This is a genomic window from Nonomuraea sp. NPDC051298 (genome assembly GCF_055586305.1).
Genome location: NZ_JBVJIM010000002.1, coordinates 52,298 through 70,448 on the forward strand (window position 1 = coordinate 52,298; position 18,151 = coordinate 70,448).

The 18,151-nt window shown below is 71.5% G+C and carries 15 protein-coding genes and 1 pseudogene; 7 read left to right on the forward strand and 9 right to left on the reverse strand.

All coding sequences use genetic code 11. From position 1 onward, the window contains the following. Positions 1–2 precede the first annotated feature (2 nt). The 3 genes from ACZ6S0_RS05360 to ACZ6S0_RS05370 all read left to right on the forward strand — a co-directional run bounded on the left by ACZ6S0_RS05360 (position 3) and on the right by ACZ6S0_RS05370 (position 3,579). Entirely contained in the window at positions 3–962 is a 960-nt protein-coding gene (locus ACZ6S0_RS05360; RefSeq protein WP_465913497.1) for a substrate-binding domain-containing protein, read from the forward strand. Positions 963–1,057: 95 nt separating this feature from the next. Further along, positions 1,058–2,581: a sugar ABC transporter ATP-binding protein gene (locus ACZ6S0_RS05365; RefSeq protein WP_465913499.1), complete on the forward strand. Its 1,524-nt coding sequence runs from the start codon at positions 1,058–1,060 to the stop codon at positions 2,579–2,581. Continuing rightward, positions 2,578–3,579 carry an ABC transporter permease gene (locus ACZ6S0_RS05370; protein WP_465913501.1) on the forward strand — a complete coding sequence of 334 codons (1,002 nt, stop codon included), beginning with the start codon at positions 2,578–2,580 and terminating at the stop codon, positions 3,577–3,579. Before ACZ6S0_RS05365 ends, ACZ6S0_RS05370 begins: the two co-directional genes overlap by 4 nt. Before the next feature lie 18 nt (positions 3,580–3,597). Here the strand turns inward: ACZ6S0_RS05370 and ACZ6S0_RS05375 are convergent, their stop codons facing one another. Genes ACZ6S0_RS05375 through ACZ6S0_RS05385 form a run of 3 tightly spaced genes read right to left on the reverse strand, consistent with a single transcriptional unit; the run spans position 3,598 to position 6,916 of the window. Further along, on the reverse strand, positions 3,598–5,133 hold the full coding sequence (locus ACZ6S0_RS05375; RefSeq protein ID WP_465913502.1) for a vWA domain-containing protein: 1,536 nt from the start codon (positions 5,131–5,133) through the stop codon (positions 3,598–3,600). 38 nt (positions 5,134–5,171) lie between these two features. Further along, positions 5,172–6,491, reverse strand: a complete 1,320-nt coding sequence (locus ACZ6S0_RS05380) for a hypothetical protein (RefSeq protein WP_465913504.1) — start codon at positions 6,489–6,491, stop codon at positions 5,172–5,174. Next, positions 6,488–6,916 (reverse strand): hypothetical protein, encoded by a 429-nt coding sequence (locus ACZ6S0_RS05385; protein ID WP_465913506.1) that lies wholly within the window; start codon positions 6,914–6,916, stop codon positions 6,488–6,490. The genes ACZ6S0_RS05380 and ACZ6S0_RS05385 overlap by 4 nt, the downstream gene beginning before the upstream one ends. Positions 6,917–7,056: 140 nt before the next feature. On the opposite strand from ACZ6S0_RS05385, the pseudogene ACZ6S0_RS05390 reads away from it, so the two are divergent. Next, positions 7,057–7,638, forward strand: a pseudogene (locus tag ACZ6S0_RS05390) (SUKH-4 family immunity protein); the annotation flags it as partial. Continuing rightward, complete coding sequence (locus ACZ6S0_RS05395; RefSeq protein WP_465913508.1) at positions 7,614–7,928, forward strand: suppressor of fused domain protein; 315 nt, start codon at positions 7,614–7,616, stop codon at positions 7,926–7,928. The pseudogene ACZ6S0_RS05390 and the gene ACZ6S0_RS05395, both read left to right, overlap by 25 nt. A gap of 31 nt (positions 7,929–7,959) precedes the next feature. Here the strand turns inward: ACZ6S0_RS05395 and ACZ6S0_RS05400 are convergent, their stop codons facing one another. From ACZ6S0_RS05400 to ACZ6S0_RS05415, 4 genes are read right to left on the reverse strand one after another with little or no spacing between them, the layout of a single operon-like run. Further along, positions 7,960–9,624, reverse strand: a complete 1,665-nt coding sequence (locus tag ACZ6S0_RS05400; protein ID WP_465913510.1) for an allophanate hydrolase — start codon at positions 9,622–9,624, stop codon at positions 7,960–7,962. Continuing rightward, positions 9,621–13,091, reverse strand: a complete 3,471-nt coding sequence (locus ACZ6S0_RS05405; protein ID WP_465915205.1) for a 5-oxoprolinase/urea amidolyase family protein — start codon at positions 13,089–13,091, stop codon at positions 9,621–9,623. The genes ACZ6S0_RS05400 and ACZ6S0_RS05405 overlap by 4 nt, the downstream gene beginning before the upstream one ends. A 2-nt stretch (positions 13,092–13,093) precedes the next feature. Then, complete coding sequence (locus ACZ6S0_RS05410) at positions 13,094–13,684, reverse strand: urea amidolyase associated protein UAAP2 (RefSeq protein ID WP_465913513.1); 591 nt, start codon at positions 13,682–13,684, stop codon at positions 13,094–13,096. Beyond that, a complete protein-coding gene (locus tag ACZ6S0_RS05415) occupies positions 13,681–14,478 on the reverse strand; it encodes an urea amidolyase associated protein UAAP1 (RefSeq protein ID WP_465913515.1) in 798 nt (265 codons plus the stop codon). Before ACZ6S0_RS05415 ends, ACZ6S0_RS05410 begins: the two co-directional genes overlap by 4 nt. 124 nt (positions 14,479–14,602) lie before the next feature. On the opposite strand from ACZ6S0_RS05415, the gene ACZ6S0_RS05420 reads away from it, so the two are divergent. After that, positions 14,603–15,262, forward strand: a complete 660-nt coding sequence (locus ACZ6S0_RS05420) for a TetR/AcrR family transcriptional regulator (RefSeq protein WP_465913517.1) — start codon at positions 14,603–14,605, stop codon at positions 15,260–15,262. Here ACZ6S0_RS05420 and ACZ6S0_RS05425 read toward each other — a convergent pair. After that, positions 15,185–16,753 (reverse strand): amino acid permease, encoded by a 1,569-nt coding sequence (locus tag ACZ6S0_RS05425; protein WP_465913519.1) that lies wholly within the window; start codon positions 16,751–16,753, stop codon positions 15,185–15,187. The two genes, ACZ6S0_RS05420 and ACZ6S0_RS05425, sit on opposite strands and share 78 nt — an antisense overlap. A gap of 304 nt (positions 16,754–17,057) precedes the next feature. Between ACZ6S0_RS05425 and ACZ6S0_RS05430 the strand changes: the two genes are divergently transcribed. Continuing rightward, positions 17,058–17,717 carry a pyridoxine/pyridoxamine 5'-phosphate oxidase gene (locus tag ACZ6S0_RS05430; protein ID WP_465913521.1) on the forward strand — a complete coding sequence of 220 codons (660 nt, stop codon included), beginning with the start codon at positions 17,058–17,060 and terminating at the stop codon, positions 17,715–17,717. 28 nt (positions 17,718–17,745) lie between these two features. Here the strand turns inward: ACZ6S0_RS05430 and ACZ6S0_RS05435 are convergent, their stop codons facing one another. Continuing rightward, on the reverse strand, positions 17,746–18,144 hold the full coding sequence (locus ACZ6S0_RS05435; RefSeq protein WP_465913523.1) for a hypothetical protein: 399 nt from the start codon (positions 18,142–18,144) through the stop codon (positions 17,746–17,748). Positions 18,145–18,151 lie beyond the last annotated feature (7 nt).

The window sequence follows — 18,151 nt, forward strand, 5'->3', positions numbered from 1 at the left end:
CCATGAAGACAAGGGCCGCGCTGATCCCGATCGTCACCCTGGCCGCCGTCTCGGCCCTGGCCGCCTGCGGCCAGGAGAGCACCGGCACCACGGTGGCCGCCGAGCCGACCGGCAAGCCCACGGTCTGCCTGGTCATGAAGTCCCTCGCCAACGAGTACTTCCAGCAGATGCAGCAGGGCGCGGTCGACCACGTCGCCAAGCTCGGCAACGTCACCCTCGACTCCAGCGGCACCCAGAACGAGACCGACGTCGACGGGCAGGTGGCGCTGGTCGAGAAGTGCATCACCAAGCAGGTCCAGGCGATCGTGCTGGCCCCGGCCGACTCCAAGGCGCTGGTCCAGTCCGCCGCCAAGGCGGCGAAGGCCGGCATCAAGGTGGTCAACATCGACGTCAAGCTGGACGACGCCGCGCTGCAGCAGGCCGGGGCCGACGTGCCGTTCGTCGGCCCGGACAACCGGGACGGCGCCAAGCAGTCCGGTATGGAGCTGGCCAAGGCTCTGGGCAAGGGCGCGAAGGTGGTGATCCTGGAAGGCAACCCGGGCGCCGACAACGCGCTCCAGCGCAAGAACGGCTTCGACGACGCGGTGACCGAGGGCGGCCTGGAGCTGCTGGACTCCAAGACCGCCCATTGGGAGACCGACGAGGCCCACACCGTGTTCGGCAACATGCTCACCGCCCACCCCGACATCAAGGGGGTGCTGGTCTCCAACGACGCGATGGCGCTGGGAGTCATCAAGGTCATCGAGGAGCGCAAGGCCGACATCAAGGTCGCGTCGTTCGACAACATCCCGGCGGTCAAGCCGTACCTGCAGAGCGGCGTGATGGTCTCGACGCTCGACCAGTTCGGCTCCAAGCAGGCGGCGGACGGCATCGACTACGCGATGAAGATGATCAACGGTGAGCAGGTGACCGGCTGGCAGAAGACGCCGATCACGGTCATCACCAAGGACAACGCCGGCTGACACCCGCCACGGGGCCGGGGTGGGGCCGCGCGAAGCGGCCCCTCCCCACCCCTTCCTCACCCCATGACCGTGGTCCCCGAAGGAGTCAGGTCGCCATGCCCACCACCACTGACACCGCCCTGCTCGACATCGCCGGCCTGACCAAGCGGTACGCGGGCGTCGCCGCCCTCGACGAGGTCGACCTCAGCGTCAAGGCCGGTGAGATCCACATCCTGATCGGCGAGAACGGCGCCGGCAAATCCACCCTCGTCAAGTGCCTGGCCGGCATCGAACGCCCCGACGCCGGGACGATGACGCTCGGCGGGGAGCCACACCGGCCGACCGCCGCCGCCGACGCCCTGCGCGCCGGCATCCAGGTCGTGCACCAGGAGCTGGCCCTGCTGCCAGCGCTCTCCGTCGCGGAGAACCTGTTCCTGCAGCGGCTGCCCCGGCGACTGGGCCTCGTGGACCGCGGCGCGATGCGGCGGCGGGCCAGGCAACTGCTCGAACAGGTCGGGCTCGAGGTCTCCCCTGACACCCCGGTCGAACGGCTCGGCATCGCCCAGATGCAGCTCGTCGAGATCGCGAAGGCGCTCTCCGGCGACTGCCGGCTGCTGGTGATGGACGAGCCCACCGCCACGCTCACCCCGCGCGAGACCGCCACGCTGTTCACGCAACTGCGCCGGCTCACCGCCGAGGGGGTCGCGGTCATCTACATCTCCCACCACCTGGAGGAGATCTTCGAGATCGGGGACCGCCTGACCGTGCTGCGCAACGGCCGGGGCGTGCACACCGGACCGGTCGCCGAGCTGACCCCCGCCGAGCTGGTGCGGATGATGGTCGGGCGCGACCTCGACGCCGAGTACCCGCCCGTCACCGACCGGCCGGTCGGCGACCACCTGCTGCGCGTCACCGACCTGAAGGTGACCCCGGACGCGCCGCCCGTCTCGCTGTCCGTGCGGTCCGGCGAGGTGGTCGGGGTCGCCGGGCTGGTCGGCTCCGGACGTACGGAGACGATGCGGGCCATCTTCGGCGCGGACCGGCCGGCCGCCGGCACCGTCGAGGTACGCGGCCGGCCGGTGCGGATCACGCATCCCCGCGACGCGGTCCGCCACGGCATCAGCTTCCTCACCGAGGACCGCAAGGCCCAGGGGCTGGTGCTGGACCTGCCCATCGCGGCGAACATGAGCCTGGCCGCCATCGACCGGGTCAGCAGGCTGGGCCTGCTGAGGCACGGCGCCGAGACCGCCGCCGCCCGCGACCTGTCGGAGCGGCTCCACGTCCGCGCGACCGGCCCGCACCAGAAGGTACGGGCGCTGTCCGGCGGCAACCAGCAGAAGGTCGTGCTCGCCCGATGGCTGGCCGCCGACACCGATCTGCTGATCGTCGACGAGCCCACCCGCGGCATCGACGTCGGCGCCCGCTACGAGATCCACCAGTTGCTGCTCAGCCTCGCCGACTCGGGCAAGGGCGTGCTCGTGGTCTCCTCCGACCTGCCCGAACTCCTCGGCATCTGTGACCGCATCGTCGTCTTCTCCAAGGGCCGGATCGCCGGCGAGATCGCCCGCCCCGACTTCGACGCCGAACGGGTGCTCAACCTCGCGTACTCCGGCTACCTCAAGAACGGAATTTCGGCATGAGCTCGATCAGTGTGGCGCGGGGCAACCCGCGTACGAACCGCGTGGTCAGCCAGGTGCTCGGCGAGGCCGGCATCGGTGTCGCGCTCGTGGCGCTGGGGGTGTTCTTCCTGGCGTTCGCACCGCACTTCGGTACGGCGCAGAACCTCCGCGACATCATGACCCAGATCACACTCAACACGATCCTGGCCGTCGGCATGACCTTCATCATCCTCGTCGGTGGTATCGACCTGTCGGTCGGCTCGCTCATCGCCCTGTGCGCCGTGGTGGCCGGCACCGCGATGGAGGGCGGGGGCGCGGGGTCCATCCCGGGCGCGATCGTGCTCAGCCTGCTGATCGGCGCGGCGGCCGGCTTCATCAACGGGTTCGTGACCGAACGCTGGCGGGTGCCGTCGTTCATCGTCACGCTCGGCATGCTCTACGTCGCGCGCGGCGCGGCCCAGCAGTACACCGGCGCGGCGACCATCTACAGCCTCCCCGAGGAGCTGACCTCGTTCGGCACGGCGACCCTGGCCGGCGTGCCCGCGGTCTTCGCGGTCGCGCTGCTGATGGCGGCGGTCGCCTGGTTCGTGCTGTCGCGTACGGTCTTCGGGCGGCTCGTCTACGCCACCGGCAACAACGAGGAGGCCGTGCGCCTGTCCGGTCACCGCACCGGCGTCATCAAGGTGATCTGCTTCATGATCGGCGGGGCCTGTGTCGGCGTCGCCGCGATCGTCTACATGGCGCGGCTGGGCGTGGCGAGCCCGATCCTGGGCCAGGGATACGAGCTGAACGCGATCGCCGCAGTGGTGATCGGCGGCGCCAGCCTTTCCGGCGGCCGGGGCTCGGTGGTCGGCACCCTGCTGGGGGCCTGCCTGCTCGGGGTCCTGACCAACGGACTGCTGCTGATGGGGGTCTCGGACTTCCAGCGCACCATCGTGACCGGCGCGGTCATCATCGTGGCGGTGGTGCTGGACGCGTACCGCAAGCGTCTGTCCACCCGCCTGTCCGCCGCCTCCTGACCGGCCCGGCAGCAGCGCCTATTGCTGGGCCCGGTAGGTGCTGAAGGCGGTGGCGAGGTTGGTGCGGCGGGCGTCGAGCAGCCGGCCGCCGGTGTGTTCGGCCAGTTTCCGCATGGACCGTGCGTCGGCGCCGTCGACCAGCACCGGGTAGACGGGCACCCGTTCGAGATCGGGCGGAAGGGCGTCGTGGTAGCTCAGGAAGTCGGACAGGGTGCGGCCTCTGTTGCTCAGGCCGTCGGTGATCAGGACGATCGAGAGGATGCGATCGTCGGTGCCGATCCTGGCCAGTTCCCGCAGCCCGGCCACGAGGGCGTCGTAGGTCGCGGTGTATCCCCCTGGTCTGAGGCGGGCGAGGAAGTCGCTGACGGCTTGGCGGCCCCGGGAGGGGCGGGCGCCGGACAGGTTGATGAGCACGGGCTCGGCGGGGGAGGAGGCGAATGGCAGAAAGATCGCCTGTTCGTCGGCGGCGACCGCGGACGTGTGGGCCACGGGTGTGCCGGCCAAGGCCGCGGCGGCCCGGCGCAACTCCGCGGTCTTGGCCCCGCGCATGGAGCCCGAGACGTCGAGCAGGAAGACGGTGCGGGTGGCGTAGCGGTAGCGGCCCAGGTAGACGGCGACGAGCCGGTCGACGACGGTCTGGTCCCGGGGGATGTTGAGCAACGTGGGCGGATTCGCGGGCAGGTCCGCGGGCAGGCGCACGCCTGGGGTGATCGGACGGTGACGGATCCGGTCGGCGATCTCGCGTTGCGCGTCGGCGCCGAGGAGATGGTCGGTGAGCCGGGACAGGCTCTCGGCCGCCTTCGGCGTACGAGGTTTCAGCAGGGGGCGCAGCGCGTACTTGGCGCTGACCACGCCGTCGCTCGGACGTATGGGGACCAACTGTTCCTTGAGCCGGCCGGAGGCGTTGAGGCGGGCGATCTGGGATTCGTAGGTGAACAGTCCGTCCGCGCCGGTGCCGCCGGATTCCAGGAAGAGGGTGACCAGCTCGGCGTCGGACGATGCGGTGATGGTCTGCGCGGTGGACATCGCCCGCAGCCCACCCGCCGCCGGGTAGATGTCGCCGTCGTCGATCGAGTCGATGACCCCCGTCAAACCGCTGGCGGCGGCCAGTACGGCGGCCCGCCCGGCGAAGGCCGTGTCCGGTGCGCTCATGCCGAAGGTGAAGCGGTGCCCGCGGGCGGCCTCGGCGATCTGCTTCCAGGTGACCCGGCCGTCGATCCAGCCGAGCCGGTCGGCGACCGAGACCTTCAGCGCCGGCAGGACAGGGGAGGAGGCGATGGTCCTTCCCGCGCCGAGCTGCCGGTTGCCGTCCCCGTCGTGCTCGAGGCCGGTCGGCAGCCAGACCGCGTCGACGGGTGGCCGCGTGCCCAGTTGGGCGGCGAGCGGCGCGCTGCCGGCTTCGCGCAGCTCGACCCGGATCCCCTCGGCGCGGGTGAAGCCGGACAGGACGGGACCCAGCTCCATCAGTTCGGGAGCGGCCAGGATCGTGATCCGCTCCGGCCGGTCCAGGTTCCGCGACGAGCACAGCCCGGTGGCCAGGACGAGCGACGTCACCGCTGCCACGATGCCCGCCCACCGGGCTACCGGCCGGTTCAGGCGCACGCCACGATCTCGTTCCTGAATTCGACCATGAGGTCCGGGCGGGGGAACGGGGCGATGTCGGAAGGGCTCGGCAGGGCCAAGGACCCGAGGGCGTCGCCCTGCCGGATGCAGCCGGTCAGGCCGTGTGCGGTGACGGCCTGTTCGAAGAGCCTGGCGTCGGCGCCACGCAGGAAGAATCTCCGCGCCATGATCTGCTGCACTTCGCGCGAGGTGAGCAGATCGCCGACGAGTTCGCTCCCGTCCTCGTCGTCGCGGCCGACGAACATGTGCTTGGAGATCACCCCCGGATCGGGGTAGAGCAGGCGGTAGTCGTCGGGGGATATCCCCTGCTGGTCCGCCAGATACTTGAGCGCGTCGTGCTCGTAGACGAAGGCCATCGGATATTGGTGGCTGGAGAAGAACTCCTGTAACAGGCCGAAGCTGCTGGGCGGCCAGCTATTTTGGAATAATCGCCGCAGATCGCTGATCAGACGAGGCTCATCGGTGCCGTACTTCCTCCGGTGCGCGTGGATGAGCAGGCTGAGGTAGAGATCACCGCCACCGGCCGAACACGGGGCGCCGGAGACCACTTCCACCTGGGAGTCTTCCTGCGTGATCCCTTCGGGCGCGCCGATACTGCCCCAGGTCCAGTTCATCTCCGTCAACCGGCGGTCCAGATAGCGCAGGACGTCGAAGATGTAGAAGCCGTTCTCGGGCCGGACAAGAGACTGGTTCACCAGACAGTCCAGCAGGGCCCGGTGGACCAGCACCACCATGGGGGCCTGGAATATCAGCCGGGGGTTCGAGGGCGACTGTCCCGACGCCCTGAAGTTGTTCTTCACCGCGGCGGCGATGGTGTCGGCCGGGCACAGGAAGAAGTGGTACCGGCCGAGGTCCTGGCCCTGGATGTAGGTCATGTCGATGCCGGAGAGATTGTTGACGTCGACATCGAGCCGCTCCCGGTGGAAGACCTCCCCGATCTCCTCGCTGGTGAACAGGCCCTCCCAGCCTCCGCCGAACACCGGCGTCAACCGGGTCAGGCTCTGCCAGAGCCAGGACACGCCGCCGACCAGAGGGACGCTTGTCACCACTGCCACCGTGGCCGTGACGAGAAGCCGTCGCCTGCCCTGGTCGGGTGTGTCCGGAGACCTCTCCCGCGACGGCGGCATGGGCGGAGGTGTGCTGTGAATGTGCATCGTGTCCACGTGGTCGGCGTGCACCTGGCTCGCGGCCGCGTGGTCGCCCTGCTGGGTGATGCCGCTGTTGTCGACGATCGCGGCGGCGCGTTCACCGCGTGCCGCCGCCTTCTTGGGGGCGGGAGGACCGGTCATCGCGAGGCGGTGGAATCGTCGCCCTGCTGCACCACGCCGACGTTGACGCCGATGACGGCGACCCGTTGGCCCACCGCGGTGACCCCGCTCGGCGGCGCGGCGACCGGCAGCATCCTGGCGATCTCCGCGGCCATCCCGGGATCGGCGGTCAGCGCCTTCCTCAGTTGGAGTCGCAGCGCCGCCGACGCGTCGTCCACGTCCTCGGCGCCGGAGCCCGACTGGGCCTGCGCGAGATCGTTGACGGCGGACTCGATCTGCTCGCGTGACTGCTCTCGCTTGAGGATGCGCTGGAGCACGCGTCGTCCCAGGACGATGGTCTCGTCCGCGAGCGCGTCCTGGGTCTTGGCTGCCAAAGCCGCCCCGTAAGCACCGATCGCCGCGCTCAGGTATGGCATGAGCTGACTGGCCAAGGCTGCCATGTCCATGCCGACCCCTCCCCGTGCATAGGAGTGTGTACGGCGATCGTAACCTCGCCGGAGGCCCGAGCGTCAGGACGAGAAGAAAAGGCGGGGAGGGCGAAGCAGCACTACGATCTTGACCGTCTCCCGCCCCCGAGCGGCACGGCTTCCGGCCGGCGGACGTGGAGCTGCTGAGCGAGGTCGGCCTGCCGGTCGCCGCCGACGTTCTCTTCACGATGCACGTGAACGGTCCGTTCGATGCCCTGACGGTCTTCGATGCCGAGACGCCGGAGCGGCCCGCGCGTTTCATGATCCTCGGTAAGGGCCGTACCGACGATCGGATCCGCTACGTCGTGGAGCTGGAGAGCGGCAACGTCTTCCTGCTCGCGCTGGAGGACGGCGTGCCGACCCCCGAGCCCGAGACCATCAACGCCTCGCTCGGCGCGTTCGTGGAGTTCCTGCACCGAATCGAGCTGTGCGCGCAGGAGATGGGCGGGGCGTCCCCGGACGAGGCGCGCCCGTACCTCGAGAAGCTCATCGCCGACCTGAGGACCTGTGACGAGCGTGCTCTCGCGCCGGACACGTTCTGGGGCGGGCTGATGGACGCCTACCTGCACGGCGGCGTCCCCCGGCCGCGCCAGGGCAGCCGAACGGCGATCGCCGCCGCGCTGGAGGCGCACACCTCCCCGATGACGAGCCGCTGCGCTGGGCGACCGGCATCCCGATGGGTGCGGGCGTCCAAGAGCTGAGCGCGCACCGCGCGGACGGCTGCTGGCTGCTTGTCACGTGGGGGTTCAGCGACCTGGACGGCCTGCTCGGCGTCGGCCAGGAGCCGGAGACCAGCAGGCTCGGCGCGCTGCTGTTCGTCACCGACCCGCACCTGGGCGTGATCTACGCCCCTGACGGCGAGGTCGAGTTCGTCACCGCGGTGGGCGTCACCCGAGAGGAACTCGCCGAGGCGAAGGCCACCGGCAACGACGCGGTGCTCGCCCGCCTCGCCGGAGCGAACGGCGTCCCGCTCACTGACGTCACCCGGTGACCGTCCGCCTCAGGCCACCGAAGGCGCGCTCTCAGTCCGCCGCCAGGTAGGCTCGCCAGCCGCCGTGTGCCGTGATGTCGGTCGCGCCCGCCAGGCCCTCCGGTGTGCACACGAAGCCGGTCACCGTGCTGCCGTCGGCCAGCTCGACCTGGCCGAGCGCGAGCGGCCTGGGCACCTCGGCGAGCAGGCTCCCCAGGCCGTCGGGTGGCAGCTCCCACACCTCGACCTCGATCGGCGCTCCGTTCTGCGCCACGCGGACCAGGCCCGGCTTGGGCGGGGTGGTCGGCAGGGCGTACAGGCGGTAGGCCGCGGCGGTGGCCGTGGTGACGACGAGGTCGGCGCCGCGTTCGGTGAGCTGGTGGTTGAGCGGCTGGCCGCTGAGGTGGGCGCCCGCGACGGCCAGGCGCAGCGGCGGACGGAGGGTCTCGGCGATCGCCGCCAGGTGGTCGTCGGCGTACGGACGGCCCAGCAGCATCACGCCGAAGGGAAGCCTGCCGACCGTGCCCGCCGGTACGGCCAGGGCGGACAGGCCGAACAGATTGGTGGAGTTGGTGAAGCGTCCGAGCCTGGCGTTGGCGGCCAGGGGCTCGGCGGCCACCTCGGCCAGAGTCGGGTGGCCGGGGGTCGTGGGGAGCAGGACGGCGTCCGCGTCCCCGAGGTTCGCCATGGCCTGGGCGCGCAGGTCCGCGAGGGTCTCCTGGTCGGCGAACAGGAGGTGCGCGGGGAGTGCGCCGGCGGCCGTGATGATGCCCGCGACGGTGGGGTCCAGGTCCGGGCCGCCCTTGGTGACGAACTCGCCGACCGCGCGGTGCCGCTCGGCCACGAAGGCGCCCTGGTAGAGCAGCTCCGCGGCCCGCAGGAAGGGATCGGGGTCGATGGAGAGCAGGTGCACGCCGCGCAGCGAGTGGGCGGCGCGTTCGAAGGCCGCCGCCCAGCCGGGGTCGAGTTCGCCGAGCGCGTCCACGTCCGGTACGGCCACCCGCCAGGGCCCCGGCCGTCTGGACGGCACGACCCCCGCCGCCGCCGTCAGCGGCGAGGCGGCCATGACGGCGAAGGCGCGGCGGGCCTCGGGCAGGGAGCGGGCGAAGACGGTGACGCAGTCGAGGCTCCGGCAGGCGGGTACGACGCCGTCGGCAGGGACGAGCCCGTAGGTCGGCTTCAGCCCCACGATCCCGTTGAAGGCCGCAGGGACCCTTCCCGAGCCGGCGGTGTCGGTGCCGAGCGCGAAATCCACGATCCCGAGCGCGACCGCGACCGCGGACCCGGAGCTGGATCCGCCGGAGACGTAGGAGGGGTGCAGGGCATTGCGCACCGCCCCGTAGGGGCTGCGCGTCCCGACCAGCCCGGTCGCGAACTGGTCGAGGTTGGTGGTGCCGAGCACCACCGCGCCCGCCGCGCGCAGCCGGGCCACCACCTCGGCGTCCTGCTCGGGCAGGTAGGCGTAGGAGGGACAGCCCGCCGTGGTGGGCAGGCCCAGGACGTCGATGTTGCCCTTGACCGCGAAGAGCGTCCCCGCCAGCGGCAGGGACGGGTCGATCCCGGCGGCCTCCGCCTCGGTCTCCTGCTGCGGGCGCAGGGTGATCCACACCTCGGGCCGGTCCACCTCCGCGATGCGGGCGTAGGCCCGTCGCACCCTGTCGACCGCGGCCGGGGCGCCGCGCCCCTGTGCCCGCCGTACGCGGTTCGTCGCCGTCATGCCCGCTCTCCTCTCACCACGACCAGTACGGTCCCCGCCTCGACCTGATCGCCGGGCCGCACCAGGACCCGCTCGACCACGCCGGTCACCGGGGACGTGACGGCCGACTCCATCTTCATCGCCTCCAGCACGACGAGCCTGTCGCCCGCCTGGACCCGCTCGCCGGCCGTGACGACGACCTGCCAGACGCCGGCCGCGAACTCGGCCGCGACCCCTCCCTCGATGACCTCTGCCGGAACGAGGGGCGGGTCGAGGGACGGGTCGGCGGGTTCGGGGTCCCGGGCGAACTCGCCGGAGGACTCCCACGCGGCCCGCTCGGCGGCGAAGGCCGCCGCCTGCCGTTCCCGGAAGGCGGCGACGGACGGCGCGTGGGCGGCCAGGAACCGGTGATGGTCGGCCAGCGAGAACGAGCCTTCCTCGATCTTCAGCTCCAGCCGCCCGGCCGCCATGTCCGCCCGCAGGTCGAGCAGTTCCCGCGCGCTGACCGGGTACCAGCGGATGCGGTCGAAGAAGCGCAGCAGCCAGGGTGTGCCCGGCCGGTAGGACGACCAGACCTGCACCGTGCGGCCGACGAACTGGTAGCCGCCCGGCCCCTCCATGCCGTAGACGCACAGGTAGGCGCCGCCGATGCCGACGGAGTTCTCGGCGGTCCAGGTCCTGGCCGGGTTGTACTTGGTGGTGACCAGCCGGTGCCGCGGGTCCAGCGGTGCGGCCACCGGCGCCCCCAGATAGACGTCGCCGAGCCCGAGCACGAGGTATTCGGCCTCGAAGAGGGTGTCGTAGACGTCCTGGACGCTGTCGAGCCCGTTGATCCGGCGGATGAACTCGATGTTCCACGGGCACCAGGGGGCGTCGTCCCGTACGCCTGCCATGTAGCGTTCGATCGCCTCGCGGGTCGCCGGGTCGTCCCACGACAGCGGCAGGTGCACGGTGCGCGAGGGCACCACCAGCTCCTCGACGGGCGGCAGCGCCGCCTCCAGCTCCATCAGCGTGCCGAGCAGCCGCTCCTGCGCCAGCACGGCCGGATCGAGGTGGACCTGGAGCGAGCGGATGCCGGGGGTGACGTCCACGACGCCGGCCGGCCGGGCCGACTCCACCGCCTCGGCGAGGGCGTGCACCCGCATGCGCAGGGCCAGGTCGAGCTCCATGGGGCCGAACTCGACGAGGAGGTTGTCGTCGCCGCTCCGCCGGTAGGTGACGTCACCCCGGCGGGCCAGCACCCCTCCGTCACCGGGCCGGCCGACCGCCGAGGGCAGGCGGACGAAGCGCACCGTGTCACCCGGCCGCAACTGGCCGAGCTTCCACCGCTCGCCCGTCACGACGGTGGCGGGGCAGACGAAGCCGCCCAGCGAGGGCCCGTCGGGTCCGAGGACGACCGGCATGTCGCCGGTGAAGTCGATCGCCCCGACCGAGTAGGGCGTGTCGTGGATGTTCGACGGGTGCAGTCCGGCCTCGCCGCCGTCGGGCCTGGCCCAGCGCGGTTTGGGGCCGATGAGCCGGACGCCGGTGCGCGCCGAGTTGTGGTGCACCTTCCAGGTGGCGGCGTAGAGATCGGCGATGTCGTCGTCGGTGAAGAACTCGGGCGCGGCGTGCGGCCCCTCCACGACGCCGATCTCCCAGGTGCCCGGCTCCCACGCTCCGCCGGTCCCGGCCAGGCCCTCGCGGACCGTCCCGCCGCGCAGCACGTCACCCGCGCGCAGCGCCCGCCCGCCGTGGCCGCCGAAGTTGCCGAGCGTGAACGTGGCCGCGCTGCCCAGGTAGGCGGGCACGTCCAGGCCACCGGCGACGAGCAGATAGGTACGCATGCCGGTCCCCGGGGCCCCGATGTCGAGCGTGGCGCCCGCGGCGACGGTCACCGGCTCCCACATCGGGATGGGCGCGCCGTCGACGGTGACGGGAGCGGGCGCGCCGGTGACGCAGAGCGTGGTGGCGTGGGTGAAGCGCAACGCGGGACCCCGCAGCGTGCACTCCAGTCCCGGCGTGCCCGGCTCGTTGCCGAGCGCCTGGTTGCCCAGTCGGAAGGAGCGGTCGTCCATCGGGCCCGACGGCGGCACGCCCACCTGCCAGTACCCGGTGCGGCCCGGCCAGTCCTGGACCGTGGTGAGCGTCCCCGGCCGCAGGACCTCGACGCGCCGTGAGCTGTCGCCGATCCCGGCGAGGGTGGCGGTGTGATGGGTGGCCGCCCGTACGGCGGGGTCCTCGGCGACCGTCCTCAGGAGGGCGAGGTTGGTCTCGACGCCGTCGATCCGGGTGGCCTCCAGGGCGGTGCCCAGCCGGTCCAGCGCCGTCTCGCGGTCGGGCCCGTACGCGATCACCTTGGCCAGAAGGGGGTCGTAGGAGGTGGTGACCACGGTCCCGGTCTCGACCCAGGTGTCCACGCGGACGTCGTCGGGGAACTCCACCCGGGTGAGCAGCCCGGCGCTCGGCCGGTGGTCCTTGCTCGGGTTCTCCGCGTAGACGCGGGCCTCGACCGCGTGGCCGCGCGGCCGCGGTGCTCCCGCGTCCAGCGGCGAGCTGTCGCCCCGCGCCAGCCGTAGCATCCACTCGACCAGGTCGACGCCGTAGCGTGCCTCGGTCACCGGGTGCTCGACCTGCAGGCGGGTGTTGACCTCCAGGAAGTACGGCAGCCGCCGCACGGGGTCGTAGATGAACTCGACCGTCCCGGCCGAACGGTAGCCGACGGACTCGCACAGTCGCACCGCGCTGTCGGCCAGCAGGTCGCGCACCGCGTCGGGCAGGCCGGGGGCGGGCGCCTCCTCCAGCACCTTCTGGTTGCGGCGCTGCAGCGAGCAGTCCCGGTCGCCCAGGGCCACGACGCGTCCCCGGCCGTCGCCGAACACCTGCACCTCGACGTGGCGGGCGCCCTCGACGAGCCGCTCCAGGAACACCCCCGCGGTGGCGAAGCTGGCCGAGGCCACGTGCTGCACGCTCTGCCACGCCTCGGCCAGCTCCGCCGCGTCGCGGCAGGCCCGCATCCCGATCCCGCCACCGCCGCCGGTGGCCTTGAGCATCACCGGGTAGCCGATCCGCTCGGCGGCGCTCAGCGCGTCCGGCAGCTCGGCGAGCAGTCCGGTGCCGGGCAGCAGCGGGACGCCGGCCGCGCGGGCCGCGTCCCTGGCGGTGTGCTTGGCGCCGAAGAGCCGCAGTTGCTCAGGGGTGGGGCCGACGAACGCCACACCGGCCGCCTCGACCCGGCGCGCGAAGGCGGCGTCCTCCGACAGGAAGCCGTAGCCGGGGTGCAGCGCGTCGGCGCCGGACGCGATCGCGGCGTCCAGCACCCGGTCGGCGTCGAGGTAGCTGTCCTTGGCCGGGGCGGGCCCGAGCCGGACGGCGTGGTCGGCCAGCCGGACGTGCGCGGCGCCGCGGTCGGGGTCGGAGTAGACCGCGACGGTCCGCAGGCCCATCCGGCGGGCGGTGCGGATGATCCGCACGGCGATCTCGCCCCGGTTGGCGATCAGGAGAGTCATGCTCACTGGATCGTGATCCTCACCGGGGTCGGGTCGAAGCCGTTGCACGGGTTGTTGATCTGCGGGCAGTTGGAGACGAGCACTAGGACGTCGGTCTCGGCGCGCAGCGTCACCCGCAGGCCGGGGGCGGAGATGCCGTCCACGATGCCGAGGGTGCCGTCGGCCTCCACCGGGACGTTCATGAACCAGTTGACGTTGCTGACCAGGTCGCGCTTGCCCAGGCCGTGCCGCAGTCCCTCGGCCAGGAAGTTCTCCACGCAGGCGTGCTGGGACCAGGTGTGCTGGCCGTACCGCAGGGTGTTGGACTCCTTGGAACAGGCCCCGCCGACCGTGTCGTGCCGGCCGCAGGTGTCCTCGACGACGGTCAGCAACGGCGTGTGCTCGTTGGACAGCAGCACCGTTCCCGTGGTCAGGAAGATGCCGCCCTGGGCGTGGACGGTGTCCTGGGCGCTGTAGCGTACGGCGGTGTCGTGGGCGTCGTAGACCAGGCAGTCGACGGCCTGGTTGCCGCCGAGGTCGGTGATGGTGAGGTGGCCTCCGGCCCGGACCACCGAGGACCAGGGCGCGCGGGCGGGCACGGTCACGTCGGTCATCGCAGGCCCCTGGCGGTGAGGTGGTCGGCGGTGTTCTCGAACGCGCGGCGGCCCTCGGGGGTGGCCTCCCAGAGCGCGTCGCCGGGCGCGGTCGGCCTGCCGGAGCAGGCGGCGACCTCCAGCGGGCCGCAGGAGTAGCCGGGACGGGGGTCGATCGGGTGTGCGGCGTTGGCGATGAGAACGGTCACCGGCATCTCCACGCGGAGCGTGACGCTCGCGCCGGGGCCCGCCGGGCCGGTGAACTCCAGGCGTCCGGAGTCGGGGTCGACGTGGACGCCCTGGAAGAAGGAGATGGAGGGCGGCAGGTCGCGCGGGCTCAGCCCGTGCTTGGCCGCGGCCAGCTTGAACAGCTCCCGGCCGGCGGGCGAGGCGCTCTGCGGGGCGCCGTCGCCGTAGCGTTCGGTGTTGCGGCGCAGCGTGGAGACGCCGCACATGGTGTCGGCGGGGGCGGTCGACTCCGGCACCGAGGCCAGCACGCGGCCCTGGTCGGACAGCAGGAGGTGCCCCGCGCCGGGGTAGGCGTTCCACAGGACCTTGACGGTGTCGGCGATGTTGAGTCGCTCCCAGGGGCGGTCGGTCACGTGGAGCAGCAGGTGGGCGCAGGCGTCGCCGGTGGTGTCGGTCAGGGTCAGCTCCGTGCCGCGGGCCAGGGCACGGTGTGTGTAGTTGCCGCCCGCGACCGTCTCCGACCAGGTCAAACCCTCCGGGGCCGGTACGCGTGGCATGGCGGGGACCACGGTGCCCTCCTGGGCGCGGGCGTGCTCGCGTGCGCCGTGCGTGGTGGCTGTCGCCATCGGCGTCCTCCTCCTTATTTTCTGTCGCTCGACAGAAATTAGGTTCGTGACGTTTCGTCCGTAGATCTCGGTTGTTTCGTTCCGGTGAATCGGGCAGGTTCGTGACCTGTGGAAAAATCAGCGGGTGAGCAGACGAGGGGTGGGACGGCCGCGTGCCGTCGCGCGTACGGAGACCGGCCTGTCGCCGCGCGAGGAGCTCCTCGCGGCGGCGGCGGAGCTGTTCACGGTCAACGGCTACAGCGCCACCACCACCCGGGAGGTCGCCGAGCGCGCCGGGATCCGGCAGGCGACCATGTACCACTACTTCAAGGGCAAGGAAGAGCTGCTCGCCGAGTTGCTGGCGAGCACGGTGCGGCCGTCGCTGGAGGCCGCGCGCCTGCTCGCCGCCTCCGACGCGCCCGCCGGGGCGCGGCTGTGGGCGCTGGCGCACCGCGACGCGGCCCTCCTGTGCTCGGGCGAGCACAATCTGGGCGCCCTGTATCTGCTGCCGGAAGCCGACCGGTTCCTCGACTTCCAGGAGCTGCGGACCGCGCTCAAGGCGGCCTACGCCGGCCTGCTCGCGCCGGTCGTCGCCGAGCTGCCGCAGGCCGAGCGTGACCTGCGCGCGGAGCTGGTCTACTCCGTGGTGGAGAGCGTCATCCTGATCCGCAGGAACGCCTCCGCCCTCGCGGTGGAGGCGATGGCGGAGGCGGTGGCGGACGCCGCGCTACGCGTTGGCGGCGTCGGTGAGGGTGACCTCGCCCACCTGCGGGAGCTGGGCCGCGCGCTGCTTCCTGGCGGCTGACCACCGGTAGAGCACGCCCGCGCCCACCGCGGCGGCCAGGAACAACACCGTGAACCACTGGAAATACCACTCACCGCTGGCGGGCGCGTACACCTCGGCTCGCGGCCAGGCCAGGTTGACGGCCATGCCGACCCCGTAGACCACGGCCAGCACGTTGACCGGCAACCCCCAGCGGCCCAGGGAGAACAGCGGCCTGCCGCTCTCGTCCGTACCCTCCGGGGCCCCGCCCTGCCACGACCCGCGCAGCCGCTGCCACAGCAGCGGCCCGGTCACCATCGCGTAGGCGAGGTACAGGGCCACGATGCAGGTGGTGCCGATCGCCAGGAAGGCGTCGGGCGAGACGAAGTTGATCGCCACGATGAGGGCCGCCAGGACCCCGGTCACCAGCGCGGGGCCGGTCGGCATGCCGGTGCGGGGCGAGACCCGGGCCAGACGCGAGGCGAACGGCAGGACGCCGTCGCGGGCCATCGAGAAGACCATGCGGGTCGCGGAGGTCTGGATCGCCAGCGTCGCCACGCAGATCGCCACGACGACGTCGGCCAGCAGCAGTTTGCCCACGCCGTCGCCGAGGGTGCTGGTCAGCACGTACGAGAGTCCCTCGGCGGCCAGGCGGCCGTCGGTGAGACTGGGCGCGGCCAGCAGCGCGGCGAAGACGATCAGGCAGGCGAGCAGCCCCGCCACGCCCAGCGCGCTGATGATCGTGCGGGGCGCGACCGCGGACGCCTTGCGGGTCTCCTCGCTCAACTCGCCCGCGCTGTCGAACCCGATCAGTACGTACGCCGCGGCGAAGGCCGCCACCAGCAGGGCGGCGAAGGCGCTGCCCGGCAGGCCCGTCTCGAAGGTGATGGTGGGCTCGCGGTCGGCGTGGGTGAGCAGCAGGACCACGATGAGGACCGCGCCGATGATCTCGGCGGTGACGCCGATGACGTTGATCCGGGCCATGATCTTGTTGTCGAGCAGGTTGACCGTGGTGGTGGCGGCGAGCAGGACCACACCGAACAACGCGGCGTTGGCCGCGCCGTCCGCCGAAACCGGAGAGGGGTCGGTGCCGATGAGCTGGAAGCCCGGCCAGATGGCCGGGAGCACGACCTGGAGGGCCAGCGCCGCCGCGGCGATCACCACGACCTGGCCGAGCACCATGATCCAGCCCGCGAACCAGCCGAACGTCGCATTGCCCATGCGGCTGGACCACTGGTAGATCGCCCCCGAGATCGGATAGCGCGCGGCCAGCTCCGCGAAACAGAGCGCGACCATGAGCTGCCCGGCCAGCACCAGAGGCCAGGTCCAGAAGAACGCGGGACCGCCGAAGGAGAAGCCGAGACCGAAGAACTGGAAGACCGTGGTGAGGACCGAGATGAAGGAGAAACCGGCCGCGAACGAGGCGTAGCGGCCCATGCTGCGGTGCAGTTCCTGCCGGTAGCCGAACCTTTCGAGAACGCTCTCGTCGGCGGAAGGTTCGGCGGCAAGTTCGGCGGAGGGTGAAGGCGTCATGGGCTCTCCCCGGGGGCAATTTCTGTCGATTGACAGATAAGTAGCCTCGATTTGTTGCTCCCACGTGTCCCGGCAGTTCCCCGGCAGTAACGCTGCCCTCACACCGGCAGGGGCCGCGCACGATCTGGGTGGCGGCCGGCGTGCTGCTCGTGGCGCTGGGCCTGTTCGTCCTGGACGAGCACCGGCTGCCTGGGCGGGCGACCGGCGCCCCCGGGTCATGAGGGGGCCGGAGAACCTCGGTGAACGGGACTCCGGGATGATGTCAGGTGGTTGATCACTAGTTGGACGAGGAGAAATCGGCCTGATGGCGGAGAGCTTGCGAGACCTGTTCAGGTCACTTCCGGTCTTCCCCGAGCGACTGCCCCGGTTCGATGCCTCAGCGGCACCGGACGACCCGGTCACCCTGTTCGTCCAGTGGCTGCGGGAGGCCATTGACGAGAAGGTTCCCGCGCCGCACTCCATGACCGTCTCGACGGCCGACGCGGACGGCCGACCGGCCTCGCGCGTCCTCATCTGCAAGGATGTCGACGAGACGGGGAGTTGGCACTTCGCGTCGTCGGCGACCAGCGCCAAGGGCCGCCAACTGGCAGCCAACCCGAACGCCGCCCTGACGTTCTACTGGCCCCAGGTGGGCCGTCAGATCCGCATCCGCGGAGCCGCCGCACCCGTCGGCGCGGCGGCCGGAGCCGCCGACTTCCTGGCTCGCCCGGTGGGCTCGCGCGCCGAGGCGCTCATCGGCCGCCAGTCCGAGGTCCTCGACGACCCGGCCGATCTCGACGACGCCTTCGAGCAGGCTCAGGCGAGAATCACCGCCGACCCCGGCCTGATCGCCCCGACCTGGACCCTGTACGCCGTCACGGCTCAGGAGGTCGAGTTCTGGCAGGCCGATCACGACCGCCGTCACATCCGCCTGCAGTACCGGCGCACCGGACCCGCCTGGTCCCGTCGGCGACTCTGGCCCTGATGACGCGAAGCCCTGGAACCCCATGGCGTCATTCTCGACCGGCGACGACAAGAAGTACGGCTATGCCCGCGTAGAGCGGAAGCACGAAGGTGAGCCCCTGCGAGCCCGAAGGACAGTAGGGCGAGAAGAACGCGAAGACCGAGAGCGCGTAGTAGGCGGCCGTCATGACAGCCGCGCCCGCTCCGATCCAGGTCAGAACGCCTCTCGTCCTGCGCGATGATCGCCATGCGGCGCCCCCCAGCGCCAGCAGGACGACAGGCAGGAGCGTGGCCAGGCCGGCGAAGCCCCAACTCAGCAGGCCATGGTCGCCTTCGGTGTCCGGGTAGGCGCAGATCTGGAGGCCGGAGTCCGCATCCAGCGACTGCCAGTGCGGAAGGAGTGACAGCAGCACGGCACCCGTCCAGCACGCGAGCAGGCGTCGTTTCATTCCTTAC

Bases quoted from the DNA above. Each gene is read 5' to 3' on its own strand.
- ACZ6S0_RS05415 (WP_465913515.1), bottom strand. From the start codon at position 14,478: ATGGCGACAGCCACCACGCACGGCGCACGCGAGCACGCCCGCGCCCAG.
- ACZ6S0_RS05435 (WP_465913523.1), bottom strand. From the start codon at position 18,144: ATGAAACGACGCCTGCTCGCGTGCTGGACGGGTGCCGTGCTGCTGTCA.
- ACZ6S0_RS05410 (WP_465913513.1), bottom strand. From the start codon at position 13,684: ATGACCGACGTGACCGTGCCCGCCCGCGCGCCCTGGTCCTCGGTGGTC.
- ACZ6S0_RS05405 (WP_465915205.1), bottom strand. From the start codon at position 13,091: ATGACTCTCCTGATCGCCAACCGGGGCGAGATCGCCGTGCGGATCATC.
- ACZ6S0_RS05360 (WP_465913497.1), top strand. From the start codon at position 3: ATGAAGACAAGGGCCGCGCTGATCCCGATCGTCACCCTGGCCGCCGTC.
- ACZ6S0_RS05380 (WP_465913504.1), bottom strand. From the start codon at position 6,491: ATGACCGGTCCTCCCGCCCCCAAGAAGGCGGCGGCACGCGGTGAACGC.
- ACZ6S0_RS05365 (WP_465913499.1), top strand. From the start codon at position 1,058: ATGCCCACCACCACTGACACCGCCCTGCTCGACATCGCCGGCCTGACC.
- ACZ6S0_RS05370 (WP_465913501.1), top strand. From the start codon at position 2,578: ATGAGCTCGATCAGTGTGGCGCGGGGCAACCCGCGTACGAACCGCGTG.
- ACZ6S0_RS05395 (WP_465913508.1), top strand. From the start codon at position 7,614: ATGGGTGCGGGCGTCCAAGAGCTGAGCGCGCACCGCGCGGACGGCTGC.
- ACZ6S0_RS05425 (WP_465913519.1), bottom strand. From the start codon at position 16,753: ATGACGCCTTCACCCTCCGCCGAACTTGCCGCCGAACCTTCCGCCGAC.
- ACZ6S0_RS05430 (WP_465913521.1), top strand. From the start codon at position 17,058: ATGGCGGAGAGCTTGCGAGACCTGTTCAGGTCACTTCCGGTCTTCCCC.
- ACZ6S0_RS05385 (WP_465913506.1), bottom strand. From the start codon at position 6,916: ATGGACATGGCAGCCTTGGCCAGTCAGCTCATGCCATACCTGAGCGCG.
- ACZ6S0_RS05400 (WP_465913510.1), bottom strand. From the start codon at position 9,624: ATGACGGCGACGAACCGCGTACGGCGGGCACAGGGGCGCGGCGCCCCG.